At 73.8% G+C, this 14,058-nt stretch carries 8 protein-coding genes; 6 read left to right on the forward strand and 2 right to left on the reverse strand.

All coding sequences use genetic code 11. The features are described from left to right. Positions 1 to 16: 16 nt before the first annotated feature. Complete coding sequence (locus ACI79C_RS18670) at positions 17 to 721, reverse strand: GAF and ANTAR domain-containing protein (RefSeq protein WP_456947180.1); 705 nt, start codon at positions 719 to 721, stop codon at positions 17 to 19. A 330-nt stretch (positions 722 to 1,051) separates the two neighbouring features. Here ACI79C_RS18670 and ACI79C_RS18675 point away from each other — a divergent pair, with 330 nt between their 5' ends. Further along, positions 1,052 to 1,234: a hypothetical protein gene (locus ACI79C_RS18675; protein ID WP_456947181.1), complete on the forward strand. Its 183-nt coding sequence runs from the start codon at positions 1,052 to 1,054 to the stop codon at positions 1,232 to 1,234. A 70-nt stretch (positions 1,235 to 1,304) separates the two neighbouring features. Continuing rightward, positions 1,305 to 2,174 carry a tryptophan 2,3-dioxygenase gene (locus tag ACI79C_RS18680; protein WP_456947182.1) on the forward strand — a complete coding sequence of 290 codons (870 nt, stop codon included), beginning with the start codon at positions 1,305 to 1,307 and terminating at the stop codon, positions 2,172 to 2,174. A gap of 7 nt (positions 2,175 to 2,181) precedes the next feature. Here ACI79C_RS18680 and ACI79C_RS18685 read toward each other — a convergent pair whose 3' ends face one another. Continuing rightward, positions 2,182 to 3,825, reverse strand: a complete 1,644-nt coding sequence (locus ACI79C_RS18685; RefSeq protein ID WP_456947183.1) for an alpha/beta hydrolase — start codon at positions 3,823 to 3,825, stop codon at positions 2,182 to 2,184. 350 nt (positions 3,826 to 4,175) lie between these two features. On the opposite strand from ACI79C_RS18685, the gene ACI79C_RS18690 reads away from it, so the two are divergent. From ACI79C_RS18690 to ACI79C_RS18705, 4 genes are read left to right on the forward strand one after another with little or no spacing between them, the layout of a single operon-like run. Beyond that, the gene (locus tag ACI79C_RS18690; RefSeq protein WP_456947184.1) at positions 4,176 to 4,991 is read left to right on the forward strand and encodes a beta-ketoacyl-ACP reductase; all 816 of its coding nucleotides are present in this window, start codon (positions 4,176 to 4,178) and stop codon (positions 4,989 to 4,991) included. Between the two features lie 49 nt (positions 4,992 to 5,040). After that, entirely contained in the window at positions 5,041 to 10,536 is a 5,496-nt protein-coding gene (locus ACI79C_RS18695) for an ATP-binding protein (protein WP_456947185.1), read from the forward strand. A gap of 26 nt (positions 10,537 to 10,562) precedes the next feature. Next, the gene (locus ACI79C_RS18700; protein ID WP_456947186.1) at positions 10,563 to 12,521 is read left to right on the forward strand and encodes a 3-oxoacyl-ACP synthase III family protein; all 1,959 of its coding nucleotides are present in this window, start codon (positions 10,563 to 10,565) and stop codon (positions 12,519 to 12,521) included. A 29-nt stretch (positions 12,522 to 12,550) separates the two neighbouring features. Further along, on the forward strand, positions 12,551 to 14,044 hold the full coding sequence (locus ACI79C_RS18705) for an MFS transporter (protein WP_456947187.1): 1,494 nt from the start codon (positions 12,551 to 12,553) through the stop codon (positions 14,042 to 14,044). The last annotated feature ends 14 nt before the right edge of the window (positions 14,045 to 14,058 follow it).

Raw genomic sequence — 14,058 nt, forward strand, 5'->3', positions numbered from 1 at the left:
CGGGCGGCCCGGCGGGTCAGCGGCCGGGGATCTCGCCGGTGTGCGTGACGCGTGTGGCCACCTCGCGCAGCTTGGTGTTGGTGTCGTTGGAGATCCGCACGAGGACGTCGAAGGCCTGGTCGGCGGGGAGCCGGAAGCGCTCCATGACGATCCCCTTGGCCTGGTCGATGACCGCCCGGGTCGCCAGCGCGGTCTCGAGGTTCTCCGCGTGCCGCACCGCGCTGTCGTGGCAGTACCGGTTCCAGAGGGGGACGGCGGCCAGCACGCAGAACCGCGCCAGCGCCTGGTCGCGTCCCCGGTCGGAGCCGTCGGGGAGGTAGAGGTTGAGGCTCCCGGCCACCGGCGTGCGTCCCGGGGCCGGGACCGACAGCACGCCGCGGCAGCTGCGCGCCGCCGCCGCACCGGCCAGTTCCGGCCAGCGGCGGTCGGTGCGGACGTCGGGCACGCCGACGACCCGGCCGGTGACCCCCGCGGCCAGGCACGGCCCGGACCGGGAGCGGTACTGCACCTCGTCGAGGTCCTCGGCGACCTCGTCGGTGGCCGCCACCGTCGTCGCGCGCCCGGACTGCAGCACGGTGAGCGACGCCGCGGGCGGTGTGCCGAACAGGTCCCGGGCCAGCTCCGCGGTGTGCCGCAGGACCGACTGCAGGGAGTGCTCCGGGAAGGGGAGGAGGGCGAGCGCGACCAGGGCGGTCGACACGCGGTCGTCGGGGCGGTCCACGGGGGTACTCCGGTGTGCCAGGGCTGCCGGAACCGCTGGGCGCCGGACGCGGATGCGCGACCCCCGGGGGTTCCAGGATCACGCTGGGGAGGGCTCCAGCCCCCGCTCGCGCCGGCTGCGTGACGCGCGAGTGGCAGGGTACCGGTCACCCCCCGCCCTGGACGGGGAGGGGCGGACGTGCGGACGGCGTGCCGCGGGGACCCGCCGCGTCGGCAGCGGGGCCGGTCCGCGGGGGCTTGCCGCGCCGGGGGCGCCGGGGAACGATCGGCGCCACCGTCGCCCCGGAGGGGACCCCGTCGGTGCGTTGCGACGTCGCGAGGAGGGCGGGAGATGGACCGCGCGCAGGAACCCGACGGCGACTACGGCTACGACCTGGCGCACGAGGCGCTCGGCACGCGCCCCGCGGCGGCGCCGGCGCCGGCGCCGGCGCCTGAGCCCCGCGGGCCGGCACCGGCTCCGGGCGGGCCCGACCCCGGCGGCGACCTGGCCTACGACGAGAGCCACGACTTCTGAGGCGACCCCCGCGCCGGGGCGGGTGCAGGAGGACCGCGGAACCGGGGGCGGCCGGGGCTATGGTGCCGCCGTGTCGTCGTCGGAGCAGGACCAGTCCCGGTCGGTGCGGCCGCTGGAGAGCTCGATCCGCACCGACCTCACCGGTGCCACCACCTACGCCGACTACCTCGACCTGGACCACCTGCTGGCCGCCCAGCACCCGAGGAGCAACCCCGAGCACCACGACGAGCTGCTGTTCATCGTCCAGCACCAGACCAGCGAGCTGTGGCTCAAGCTGGTCCTGCACGAGCTGCGGGCGGCCTGCCGGTACCTGGCCGCGGACGCGCTGGCCCCGGCGCTGAAGTGCCTGGCCCGCGTGAAGCACGTCCAGCGCACGCTGATCGAGCAGTGGTCGGTCCTGGCCACGCTGACCCCGCGCGAGTACGCCCAGTTCCGCGGCGCCCTCGGCAGCGCGTCGGGCTTCCAGTCCGCCCAGTACCGCGCCGTCGAGTTCGTCCTCGGCAACAAGGACCCCGCGATGCTCGCGGTCTTCGCGGGCGACCCGCCCGCGCGGGACCTGCTGGCCGAGCTGCTGGAGAGCCCGTCCCTCTACGACGAGTTCCTGCGCCACCTGGCCCGGGTGGGCCTCGCCGTCCCGGCGGCGGTGCTGGAGCGCGACGTGCGCCGGCCCTGGACCTACCGCGCCGACCTGCTCCCGATGTTCCGGCGGGTCTACGAGTCGGAGGACACCCCGTGGGGGGTCTACGAGGCCTGCGAGAGCCTGGTGGACATCGAGGACAACGTGCAGCTGTGGCGGTTCCGGCACCTGCGCACCGTGCAGCGGACCATCGGGGCCAAGACCGGCACCGGCGGCTCGTCCGGCGTCGGCTTCCTGCGCCGGGCGCTGGACCTCACCTTCTTCCCGGAGCTCTACGCCGTCCGCACCGAGATCGGCACCTGAGCGCCGGTCAGCGGGCGCCGGCGCCGGTGCCGCCCACCAGCGCCAGGGCGGCCTCGACGGTCCGCGCGGTGGCCGCCCCGGCCGGCACCGGCGCCGGCGCCGCGAACGGCACGTCCTGCGGGCAGACGGTGTCCTCGGCCGGCAGCGTCCCGGCGACCAGGTAGGAGTCGGTCGCCGAGTCGATGCAGGCGGAGTTGCCGCCGTAGACGCCGTGACCGTCACCGTCCATGGTCAGCAGGACGGCGTTGCCCAGCTGCTCGGTCATCGCGACCGCGCCCTCGTACGGGGTGGCCGGGTCGTTGGTGCTCTGGACGACGAGCACCGGGGCGGCGTCGGCCGAGGCCACGAACGGGCCGCCGAAGGCGTCCTCGTCCTCCACCGGCCACAGGCCCCAGGGGATCTCGGAGTACGCCCAGCCGCCCCAGAAGTGCGGGAAGTCGGCCCACTCCTCCGCGCCGCGCTCGAGGTAGGCGTCGACGTCGGTCGGCCACTGCTGCTCGCTGGCGGAGATGGCGAAGAACCGGTCGGGCGAGGCGTCGTTCTCCGGGTAGACGACCAGGTCGACCAGCGCCCGGAAGACGGAGGCGTCGCCGGTCTCGGCCTGGGCCAGGGCCGCGGCCAGCAGGCCCCACAGGTCCTTGGAGTACAGGAGCGTGGCCGTGACCTGCCGGATGTCGGTGCCGCTCACCGGTGCCGGGTTCTCCGGGTAGTTGGGTGCCGGGATGGGCGCCTCGTCGGCCCGCGCGGTCAGGTCGTCGTAGGCGGTCGAGGGGTCCTCGCCGCCGAAGCCGGAGCACGCCGTCTGGTCCTCGGCGCAGGCGGCGAGGAACCGGTCGAGGGAGTTCTCGAAGCTGGCCAGCTGGTCGCGGCTGCCGGCGATCGGGTCGTTGATCCACTGGTCGGGGTCGAGCGCGCTGTCGAGGACCATCGCCCGGTAGCGGTCGGGGAAGAGGGAGGCGTAGGTGGCGCCCAGGAACGTGCCGTAGGAGAAGCCGAGGTAGTTCAGCTGCTCGTCCCCGAGGCCCTCCCGGATCGCGTCGAGGTCGCGGGCCACGTTCGCCGTGGACAGGTGCTCGAGGATCTCGCCGTTGTTCGCGAGGCAGGCGTCGACGTAGTCCTGGGCCCGGGCGACGAGCGCCTCGGGGTCGACGTCGAGGGGCGTGGGCCACGGGTTGGGCGAGTACCCCGCGGTCTCGTCGTCGACCTGGCAGTCGACGGCCGGGGTGCTCTGCCCGACACCGCGCGGGTCGACCGCGACGATGTCGAAGCGCTGGTTCAGCGTGGCGAAGATGCCCGGGCCCAGGGCCCGCAGGTAGTCCACGGCCGGGCCGCCGGGGCCGCCGAAGTTGTAGAAGAGCGAGCCGATCCGCTGCGCCGGGTCGGCGGCCGGCACCCGGGCGACGGCGATCTGCACCTGCTCGCCCTCGGCCTCGTCGTAGTCCATGGGCAGGGCCGCGGTGGCGCACTCGACGCCGGCCGCGGTCGCCTCCGGGGTCGCGCCGCACGCGGCCCAGGAGAGCGTGACGGGGGTGGGCGTCGCGCTCGCCGCGGCGGAGCGGGTGTCGTCGTCGGCCTGCGCGGCAGCGGGGGCGGAGCCCACCAGCAGCGCGGCCAGGGCGCCGACGGCAACGGGAGAGCGACGACTCGTCATGCGGGACACCGGTCCTCTGGGGGACGGGGCGCTCCGCGTCGAGCACCCGCCTGCGTGGTCGCGCAGATTGAACCGCGGGCGGTGCGGCCGCCGCTTGCGGAGAGGTCGAGTTCCGATACGCACCGAGCGCGCCGTCACCCTCCGGCCCGGAACGGTCACGGGCGCTCCGGGCCTGAGGGGAGATGGGAGCGACGCGCCCGGGACGCTCGTCGACCGCTCCGCCTGCGATTGCGCGGGGGCTCCGAGGGCAGGATGCTGCCCCGTACGAAGCCGGAGCAGGCGGCGTCGTCGGCGCTGACGACTCCGGCCCTGGAACGAGGCGGCCCCGCCCCTGCTCCGAGGAGGACCCGGTGACGGCGACACAGGCACGAACGGCCCGGACGGGCGGAAAGCTCCAGGGCCGGGTGGCCTTCGTGACCGGCGGGACCCGGGGGATCGGCGCGGCGATCTGCCGCAGCCTGGCCGCCCAGGGTGCCGACGTCGCGGCGGGCTACAGCGGCAACACCGAGCGGGCGGAGATGTTCGCCCAGGACTTCGCCGGGGCCTACCCCGACAGCCACATGAGCGTGCACCGCGGCGACATCGGCAACCCCGACGACTGCCGCCGCACCATCGGCGAGGTGATCGACCGGCACGGCCGGCTCGACATCCTCGTGAACAACGCCGGCATCACCGCCGACCGGACGGCGATGAAGATGACCGACGACGACTGGCGGCGGGTCATCGACGTCAACCTCTCCGGGGCGTTCTACCTGTCCCAGGCGGCGCTCAAGCACATGCTCGAGCGGGGCAGCGGGCGGATCGTGATGATCTCCTCGGTCATCGGGGAGACCGGCGGCATCGGTCAGGTGAACTACGCGTCGGCGAAGTCCGGCCTGTTCGGCCTGACCAAGACCCTCGCCCGGGAGGCCGCCATGCAGCTGCAGCGCAACGGCCAGGCCGACGGGATCGGGGTGACCGTCAACGCCGTGACCCCCGGCTACATCGCCACCGAGATGCTCGAGACGGTGCCCGACAAGGTGCTGGAGGGCCTCAAGGCCAAGATCCCGCTGGGCCGGCTCGGGCAGCCGGAGGAGATCGCCCGCGTCGTCCACTTCCTGGCCGCCGACGGGTCGGGCTACATCACCGGGCAGGTCTGGGGCGTCAACGGCGGGTTGGACATGTAGTCCCGCGCGCCGGGTCCGCCCAGCACCACCGACGCAAGGAGAGGCTCGGGTGTTCAACCGCATCGCCGTCGTCAACCGGGGGGAGCCGGCCGTCCGGCTCATCCGCGCCGTCCGGGAGCTCGACGCCGAGCACGGTTCCCGGACCCGGGTCGTCGCCCTGCACACCGAGGCCGAGCGGCGGGCGACGTTCGTGCGCGCCGCCGACGAGGCGGTGCTGCTCCGCGAGACCGGCGCCGCGTCCCCCTACCTCGACCACGACGAGCTGGCCCGGGCGCTGCGCGCCAGCCGGGCCGACGCCGCGTGGGTGGGCTGGGGGTTCGTGGCCGAGGACCCGGCCTTCGCCGAGCTGTGCGCCGACCTCGGCATCGTGTTCGTGGGTCCGTCGCCGGAGGCGATGCGGCTGCTCGGGGCCAAGATCGAGGCCAAGGTCCTCGCGGAGAAGGCCGGCGTCCCGGTCGCGCCGTGGAGCCGCGGCCCGGTCGAGGGCCTCGAGGACGGCCGCCGGCACGCCGAGGCCATCGGCTACCCGTTGATCGTCAAGGCCCGCAGCGGCGGCGGTGGCCGGGGGATCCGCGTCGTCCGCTCGGAGGCCGACCTCGCCGACGCGCTCGAGCGCACGCAGACCGAGGCCGAGCGCACCTTCGGCGACCCGGTCGTGTTCATGGAGCGGCTGGTGGAGGGCGGCCGGCACGTCGAGGTGCAGGTCATCGCCGACCAGCACGGCACCGTGTGGGCCCCGGGCGTGCGGGACTGCTCCGTGCAGCGGCGCAACCAGAAGATCATCGAGGAGTCCAGCTCCCCGGTGCTGAGCCCGGCCCAGGACGCCGCCCTGCGGGAGTCGGCGATCGCGCTGGTCAAGGCCGCCGGCTACGTCGGGGCCGGCACGGTGGAGTTCCTGCACCAACCGCAGGAGCAGCTGACCACCTTCCTCGAGGTGAACACGCGGCTGCAGGTCGAGCACCCGGTGACGGAGATGACCACGGGGCTGGACCTGGTGAAGCTGCAGCTGCACGTGGCCGCCGGTGGCCGCCTGGGCGAGGGCCCGCCCGAGGCCGTCGGCCACGCGGTCGAGGCCCGGCTCAACGCCGAGGACGCCGAGCAGGGGTTCGCCCCCGCCCCCGGCCGGGTCGAGCTCATGCGTCTGGCCACCGGCCCCGGCGTGCGCGTCGACACGGGGATGAGCGTCGGCGACGTCATCCCGCCCCAGTACGACTCCATGATCGCCAAGGTGATCGCGTGGGGCCGGGACCGGCCTGAGTCCCTCGCCCGGCTGCGCTGCGCCCTGCGCGAGACCACCGTCGTGCTCCGCGGCGGCACCACGACGAAGTCCTTCCTGCTCGATCTGCTCGACCGGCCGGAGGTCGTGGACGGCACCGCCGACACCGGGTGGCTGGACCGCACCGGCGTGGGCGGCGGCGCCCGCCCGGTGGGCGCCGCGTGGGTGGCGCTGGTCCAGGTGGCCGTCGACCTGGCCGAGGCCGAGGAGGCGCGCGAGCGGCTGGCCTTCCTCGCCTCCGCCCGCGGTGGCCGGCCCCGGGCTCCGCACGAGGTGGGACGGACCTTCGAGCTGGGCCACCGGGGCCAGGTCTACCGGCCCACCGTCGCCACGGTCGACCGCGGCCGCTACCGGGTGGGGCTCGACGGCGCCGTCGTCGACGTCGAGATCGACCGGCTCAGCCCGCTGGAGAGCCGGCTGACCGCGGCCGGGCAGCGGTTCTCGGTGGTGTCGGTGGAGGGCCCCGGCTCCCACCTGGTCGAGGTCGACGGGGAGACCCACCGCGTGAACCGCGACGTCGGCGGGGTCGTGCGGGCGCCGGCCCCGGCGGTCGTCGTCGCCATCCGTGCGGGGGTGGGGGAGGAGGTCGAGGCCGGCCAGGCGATCGTCGTCCTGGAGAGCATGAAGATGGAGACGGCGGTGCGCGCGCCGTTCGCCGGGCGGGTGCGCGAGCTGCGCGCCGCGGTCAACGCCCAGGTCGACGCCGGCGCCCCGCTGGTGAGCCTGGAACGGACCGGCGGCGAGGTCGAGGAGGCCACCGGCGAGCGGGTCGTGCTGCCCACGCGGGACGACGTCCCCGACGGCGAGCCGCGGGAGCGGGCGCTGGCCCTGCAGCGGGCGCTGCGGGCGTTGATCACCGGCTACGACCTCAGCGCCGCCCACGCCCGTCAGCTGGTCGCCGAGTACGGCGCCGCCCGCGACGCGCTGCCGCTGGACGACGACGAACTGCTGCACGGCGAGCTCGCCGTCCTCACCACCTTCGCCGACCTCTGCGAGCTGTCCCGGAACCGCCCGGCCAGCGCCGAGGAGGAGGCCGACGCGCAGGTGCACAGCCCGCGCGAGTACTTCCACGCCTATTTGCACTCCCTCGACGTCGAGCGCGAGGGGCTGCCGGAGGCCTTCCGGGCCCGCCTGCGCCGGGCGCTGCTGCACTACGACGTCGACGACCTGGAGCCGGGGCCGGCGCTGCAGGAGGCGGTGCACCGCATCTTCCTGTCCCAGCAGCGGGTCGCCGAGCAGCTGCCGGCCGTGCAGGCGTTGCTGGACCGCTGGCTGACCGGCGCCCGGGTGCCCGAGGGCCCGGCCCGGGCGGAGGTCGGCGAGGTGCTCGACCGGCTGGTCGTGGCCACCCAGCTGCGCTACCCCTCGGTCGGCGACCTCGCCCGCGCCGTCCGCTACCGGTACTTCGAGGAGCCGGTCGTCCAGCAGGGCCGCCAGGAGGTGCTCGACCGCGCCGCGCGGCTGCTCGACGAGCTCGACGAGGCCGCCGCGCGCGGCGACACCGGCGAGAGCATCGCCCGGATGGAGGCCCTCGTCGCCAGCCCCGAGCCGCTGGTCCGGCTGCTCGCACAGCGGTTCGGCCGGCCCACGGCGGTCCCCGACCCGGTCCTCGAGGTGCTCACGCGGCGCTACTACCGCAGCCGCAGCCTCGAGGACGTGCGGTCGAGCCTGCTCGACGGCCGGACCACGGTCTGGGCGGACTACGACCTCCAGGGGGTCCGGCTGCACCTGGTCGCCCTCATGGCCGAGATGGCCGACCTGCCCGCGGCGCTGGAGTCGCTGGCCGGCGCGCTCGCCGACGTCCCGGACCCCACCCAGCTCGTCGTCGACCTCTACCTCTCCTGGCCGGACCGCCCCGCCGACGCCGAGGAGGTAGCCGAGCGGCTGCGCGCGCTGCTCGACGGCGTCCCGGCGCTGGGCACCGGCCGCCGGGTGACGGTGACGGTGTGCACCCCCGCGGGTGAGGTCGAGACCATCACCTTCCGGCCGGCTCCCGGCGGCGGGCTCGCCGAGGAGCGGGTCATCCGCGGCCTGCACCCGCTGACCGCCCAGCGCTTCCAGATCTGGCGGCTCAAGGAGTTCGACGGCGAGCGCGTCCCGTCGGCCGAGGACACCTACCTGCTGCACGTCACGGCCAAGGAGAACCCGAACGACGAGCGGTTCATCGCCATGGCCGAGGTCCGCGACCTGACCCCGCTGCGCGACGAGGCCGGCGAGGTCGTCGGCTTCCCGACGGTGGAGCGGCAGCTGACCTCCTGCCTGGACAGCCTGCGGCGGGCCCAGTCGCGGCGGCGCTCGCGGCGCCCGCTGGAGCACAACCGGGTCCACCTCTACGCCTGGCCCTCCATCGAGGTGCCGCTGGCGCAGATCGCCGACTTCGCCCGGACGGCGGCGCCGCTGACCCTCGGCGCGGGCATCGACCAGATCGTGCTGCTGGCCCGCCTGCAGGAGGAGGAGGGCCGGGCGCCCCGCGACGTGGCGCTGCGCTTCTCCTACCGGCCCGGCACCGGGGTGCGCATGGAGGTCACCGACCGCCCCACCGAGCCCATGCGCCCGCTCGACGACTACGCCGCCAAGGTGCTCAGCTCCCGGGCCCGCGGCGCGGTGTACCCCTACGAGCTCAGCGGCCTGCTGGCCGGCCCACAGGGGACGTGGGTGGAGCACGACCTCGACGAGCACGGCCGGCTGGTGCCCGTGGAACGCCCGCCGGGGCAGAACCGGGCCGGCATCGTCGCCGGGGTGATCAGCACCCCCACGGAGCGCTATCCCGAGGGGGTCACCCGGGTGCTGCTCATGGGCGACCCGACCAAGCAGCTCGGCACCGTCTCCGAGCCGGAGTGCGCGCGGGTGGTCGCGGCGCTCGACCTCGCCGAGGAGCGGGGCATCCCGGTCGAGTGGTTCGCGCTGTCCTCCGGGGCCCGCATCTCCATGGACAGCGGCACGGAGAACATGGACTGGGTCTCCCGGGCGCTGCGCCGGATCATCGAGTTCACCCAGGCCGGCGGGGAGGTCAACGTCGTCGTCGCGGGCATCAACGTCGGCGCCCAGCCGTACTGGAACGCCGAGGCCACGATGCTCATGCACACCAAGGGCATCCTGGTGATGACGCCGGACAGCGCCATGGTGCTCACCGGCAAGCACTCGCTGGACTACTCGGGCGGGGTGTCCGCGGAGGACAACTTCGGCATCGGCGGCTACGACCGGGTCATGGGCCCCAACGGGCAGGCGCAGTACTGGGCGCCGAACCTGACCGCCGCGATGGACCTGCTGGTGCAGCACTACGAGCACACCTACCGGGCGCCGGGCGAGCGCTGGGCCCGTCCGGCACCCACCGCGGACCCCCGCGACCGCGACGTCCGGGAGTTCCCGCACCAGCACCCGGACAGCGACTTCACCACCGTCGGCGACATCTTCTCGGCCGAGACCAACCCCGACCGCAAGAAGCCCTTCGACATCCGCACGGTGATGCGCGCGGTCGCCGACGCCGACCACCCGACGCTGGAGCGCTGGGCGGGCATGGCCGACGCCGACACCTCCGTCGTCTTCGACGCCCACCTGGGCGGGCACCCGGTGACCATCCTCGGCATCGAGTCCCGGCCGATCCCGCGGCGCGGCGCCTACCCGGCCGACGGCCCGGACCAGTGGACGGCGGGCACGCTGTTCCCCCGCTCGTCGAAGAAGACCGCGCGGGCGATCAACGCCACCAGCGGCAATCGGCCGCTGGTCGTGCTGGCCAACCTGTCCGGCTTCGACGGCTCCCCGGAGTCGCTGCGCAACCTGCAGCTGGAGTACGGCGCCGAGATCGGCCGGGCGATGGTCAACTTCGACGGCCCGATCGTCTTCTGCGTGGTCTCCCGCTACCACGGCGGCGCCTTCGTCGTCTTCTCCGGCGTCCTCAACGAGAACCTCGAGGTGCTGGCGGTCGAGGGCTCCTACGCCTCGGTCCTCGGCGGTGCCCCCGCGGCCGCGGTGGTCTTCACCCGCGAGGTGGACAAGCGCACCGCCGCCGACCCGCGGGTGCGCGACCTCGAGGCGGCCGTGGCCGCGGCCGAGGGCGTCGAACAGGCCCACCTGCGGGCCGAGCTGGCCACGCTGCGCAGCACCGTGCGCTCGGAGAAGCTCGGCGAGGTCGCCGACGAGTTCGAGTCGATCCACGACATCGAGCGCGCCCGCCGGGTGGGCTCGGTGCACGCGATCATCCCCGCCGCCGAACTGCGGCCCCGCCTCATCGATGCCGTCGAGCGCGGCATCCAACGCGTGGGCGGCTGACGCCCCCGTCGACAGAGAGGACCAGCATGAACTCCTTCGTCCTGAACCGGCACGGTCGCATGGTGTTCCCCTCGAACGTCATGCCCGAGCTCGACTTCTCGACCGTGGAGTCGCTGGAGCAGCTCGACAGCGTCATCCGGCGCGACTTCGAGACGAAGGCCCCCAGCGGCACCGACATCCTCGACCGGGTCCGCACCGGGGCCTACGGCAGCCGCTACGAGCTCATGCGCGACCTCGCGCTGAACCTGTTCTGGGCCAACCGCTTCTCCATCACCATGTACGACAAGCGGCCGACCCGCTGGGCCGACGTCCCGCGCAACCGCCCCGACGTCTTCCTGCCGGTGCTGGAGCCGTGGGAGGAGGGCGAGACCAAGGTCGCCGCCGTCCAGGAGGCCTACCCGACCCTCCCGGCCCGGTGGGACGACGCCTGCGAGGACCGGATCTTCGGGATCCTGTTCGACGTCTTCGCCAACCGGAGGCACCACGCGACCACGCTGCCGGCGATCAAGCCGACCGTCGCGGAGTTCCTCCAGCAGCCGGGTGCCCTCACCTTCCGGCTGCCCGACTACGACCCGGACTACCCGGTCTACGACTACGCCGACATCCTCGACGTCTCCGAGGACGTGCCCGAGCTCGAGGCGCTGCACCGGTGGGCCATGGTGCTGCACAACCAGTACCCCTGGGACCGGACCAAGCTGGAGCTCGCCGAGGCCGGCGACCTCCGGGACGACGACTACGTCGTGGCCTTCCACCCGCGGGACAAGGAGGTGCGGGCGTTCCTGCGCCGGCTGCGCGACCCCGAGCCGGCCCGGGCGGTGGCCCCGCCCCGGGAGTCGCGGCCGCCGGTGCGGCCCTACCCCGCGATCGACGTGCGCAGCCGGTTCACGGTGATGCCCCGGATCGAGGCGCTGGCGGCCGTGCACGGCGACCAGGTCTGCAGCAACGACGACCTGATCCGCAACACCGCCTACAACTGGTCGCCGATGAGCGCCGAGGAGATCTCGACCAAGACCGGCATCGAGCAGCGCCGGTACTCCTCGCTGCCCGTCGAGGACCTCGCGCTGCAGGCGGCCGAGGCGGCGCTGGCCAAGGCCGGGCGGGAGCCGGAGGAGATCGGCGGCGTGCTGGTCTGCACCTGCACCAGCTCGCGGCTGATCCCGTCGCTGGCCACCTACCTGTGCGGCCAGCTGGGCATGCACCAGGTGTACGCGGCCTACGACCTCATCGCCGCCTGCGCCGGCATGCCCTACGGCGTCGCCGACGCCACCCGCCTCCTGCAGGAGGTGGAGCGGCCGGTCCTGGTCGTCTGCGTGGAGAAGTTCTCCGACAAGATCGGCAACGTGCGCACCTCGCGGATGATCTTCGGCGACGGGGCGTCAGCACTGGTCATCGGTCCGGCACCGGAGGGCGCCGACCCCGACATCGACCACATGAAGACCTACGCCAGCGGGCCGGCCAGCGAGGTCAACTCGATCCTGTGGCCCAACCCCGAGTTCGACAACAACATCACGGTGTTCGGCCCGCAGGTGAAGGCGCTGGCCGGCCGCTACCTGTCGCAGATGATCGAGGAGATCGGCCAGCTGCCCGACCCGACCGGGAAGGCCGGGTCCCTGCTGGAGAGCATCGACCTCATCGTGCCGCACCAGGCGAACAAGACGATGGTCATCCAGCTCGCCGAGCGGGCCGGGCTCTCCGCCGACCAGCTCTACTTCAACATCGAGCAGGTGGGCAACACGTCGTCGGCGAGCATCCCGCTGGCCATCCACGACGCGGTCCGGGACGGCGTGATCACCGAGCCGCTGCGGGTCTTCGCCCCCGGGTTCGGTGCGGGGGCCGTCGCGGGGTACGCGGTCATGCGGGTCGACCCCGCGGTCGTCGCCGTCCAGGGCCCGCCGGTCGCCCACGAGGGGACCATGGAGACCCCCGCGCCGTCGCAGGGTGAGGCGACGCAGGGGTCCGACGAGGTGCAGCAGGCCTTCGGCTGAGCCCGTCCTGCCGAGCGGGTGGGCACACCATGAACGATCGCGTCCCCGAGGGCGACACCGCCGACAACGAACTGCTGCTGGACGGGCACCGGGACGGCCACCCCGGGGCGCCCTACCGGGCGCTGTGGGCGGTCCTGCTGCTGGGCTGGGTGGTCAGCTACGCCGACCGTACGGTCACCGGCCCGGTCATCGCCTGGATGATCGAGACGGAGTCCGGGTTCATCGGGGACGCGAGCAACCCGGCGACCGTCGGCGGGCTCGTCGGATCGATGTTCTTCCTCGGCTACATGCTGACCCAGTACCCCGGCGGGCGGCTGGGGGACCGGTACGGGCACCGGGAGATGATCGTCGTCTCGCTGCTGGCCGCCGCCGTGCTCACGGTGGTGTCCGGGCTGGTGGCCGGCCTGGTGGCCTTCGTCGCCGCCCGCGTGCTGACCGGTCTGGGCGAGGGCGTCTTCTACTCCAACGACCGCACGCTGATCATCAACCACACCCCGGTGGCCCAGCGCACGCTCGGCCTCGGGGTCGTGATCACCGGCCTGTCGATCGGCCTGACCCTGGGCATCATCCTCACGCCGGTCCTCATCAACTGGGGGAGCTCCCTCGGCATGGGGGACGGCGCCTGGCGGATGCCGTTCTTCGTCTTCGCCAGCGCCACGTTCGTGGTGGTCACGATCGCCTTCGCGTTCTTCAGGGCGCGGCTGGGCGGGGCGCTGCGGCTGGGGGCGCCGTTCGTGCGCCTGGTGCTGTTCTCCGCGCCGACGTTCGTCGTCATCGTGGCGCTGTTCCTGCTCGCGGAGACCTTCGGCTGGCCCGAGTGGCTCACGGCGGCCATCGCCTCGGTGATCGCGCTGGTGTACATCGCCGTCATCGTGCGGGGCGTCCAGCGGTCCGGCCGAGGGGCGGCGCTGCTCAACCGGGACATGTGGCTGATCTACGTCGCCTACATCGCGATCCTGTGGAACCTCTGGTTCTTCAGTTTCTGGTCGGTGCAGATCGTCCGGGAGGCGGCGCAGAGCAGCCTGGTGGCAGCGGCGCTGACCGCGGCCTTCAACGCCGGCGCGGGGATCCTCGGCTTCCCCGTCGGCGGTTGGCTGGCCGACCGGGCCGTCCGCACCGGCCGCGGGCGCAAGCCGCTGGCGCTGGTGTGCACCGGTGTCTACTCGGTGCTCGTCCTGGTCTTCGGCTGGAGCATCTCCGGCGGGCGGGAACCGTCGCTGCTCCTGCTGGGCCTGCTCCTCTTCTCCTCCGGGGTCTTCTTCAACGCACTGCAGCCGATCGTGCAGGGCATGACCGGCGACATGGTGCCTGCCGCCGAGCGCGGGGCGGCCTTCGGGATGCTCAACCTGGTCTCGGAGATCGGCGCGGTGCTCAGCCCGGTGGTCAGTGGCATCCTGCGCGACGCGACCGGCAGCTGGGCCGCCGGCGTGTACGTCGCCGCCGGGATCATGATCGTCAGCTTCTTCCTGTACGCGCTGGTGCGCGAGGCGCCGGCCCGCCACGAGGACCCCATCCCGGCCTGACCGGCCCCCTTCCC

Source organism: Geodermatophilus sp. SYSU D00697 (assembly GCF_054050175.1).

What these genes read in the sequence shown, in the direction of transcription:
- ACI79C_RS18700 (WP_456947186.1), top strand. Translation starts at nt 10,563, where the DNA reads ATGAACTCCTTCGTCCTGAACCGGCACGGTCGCATGGTGTTCCCCTCG.
- ACI79C_RS18685 (WP_456947183.1), bottom strand. Translation starts at nt 3,825, where the DNA reads ATGACGAGTCGTCGCTCTCCCGTTGCCGTCGGCGCCCTGGCCGCGCTG.
- ACI79C_RS18705 (WP_456947187.1), top strand. Translation starts at nt 12,551, where the DNA reads ATGAACGATCGCGTCCCCGAGGGCGACACCGCCGACAACGAACTGCTG.
- ACI79C_RS18675 (WP_456947181.1), top strand. Translation starts at nt 1,052, where the DNA reads ATGGACCGCGCGCAGGAACCCGACGGCGACTACGGCTACGACCTGGCG.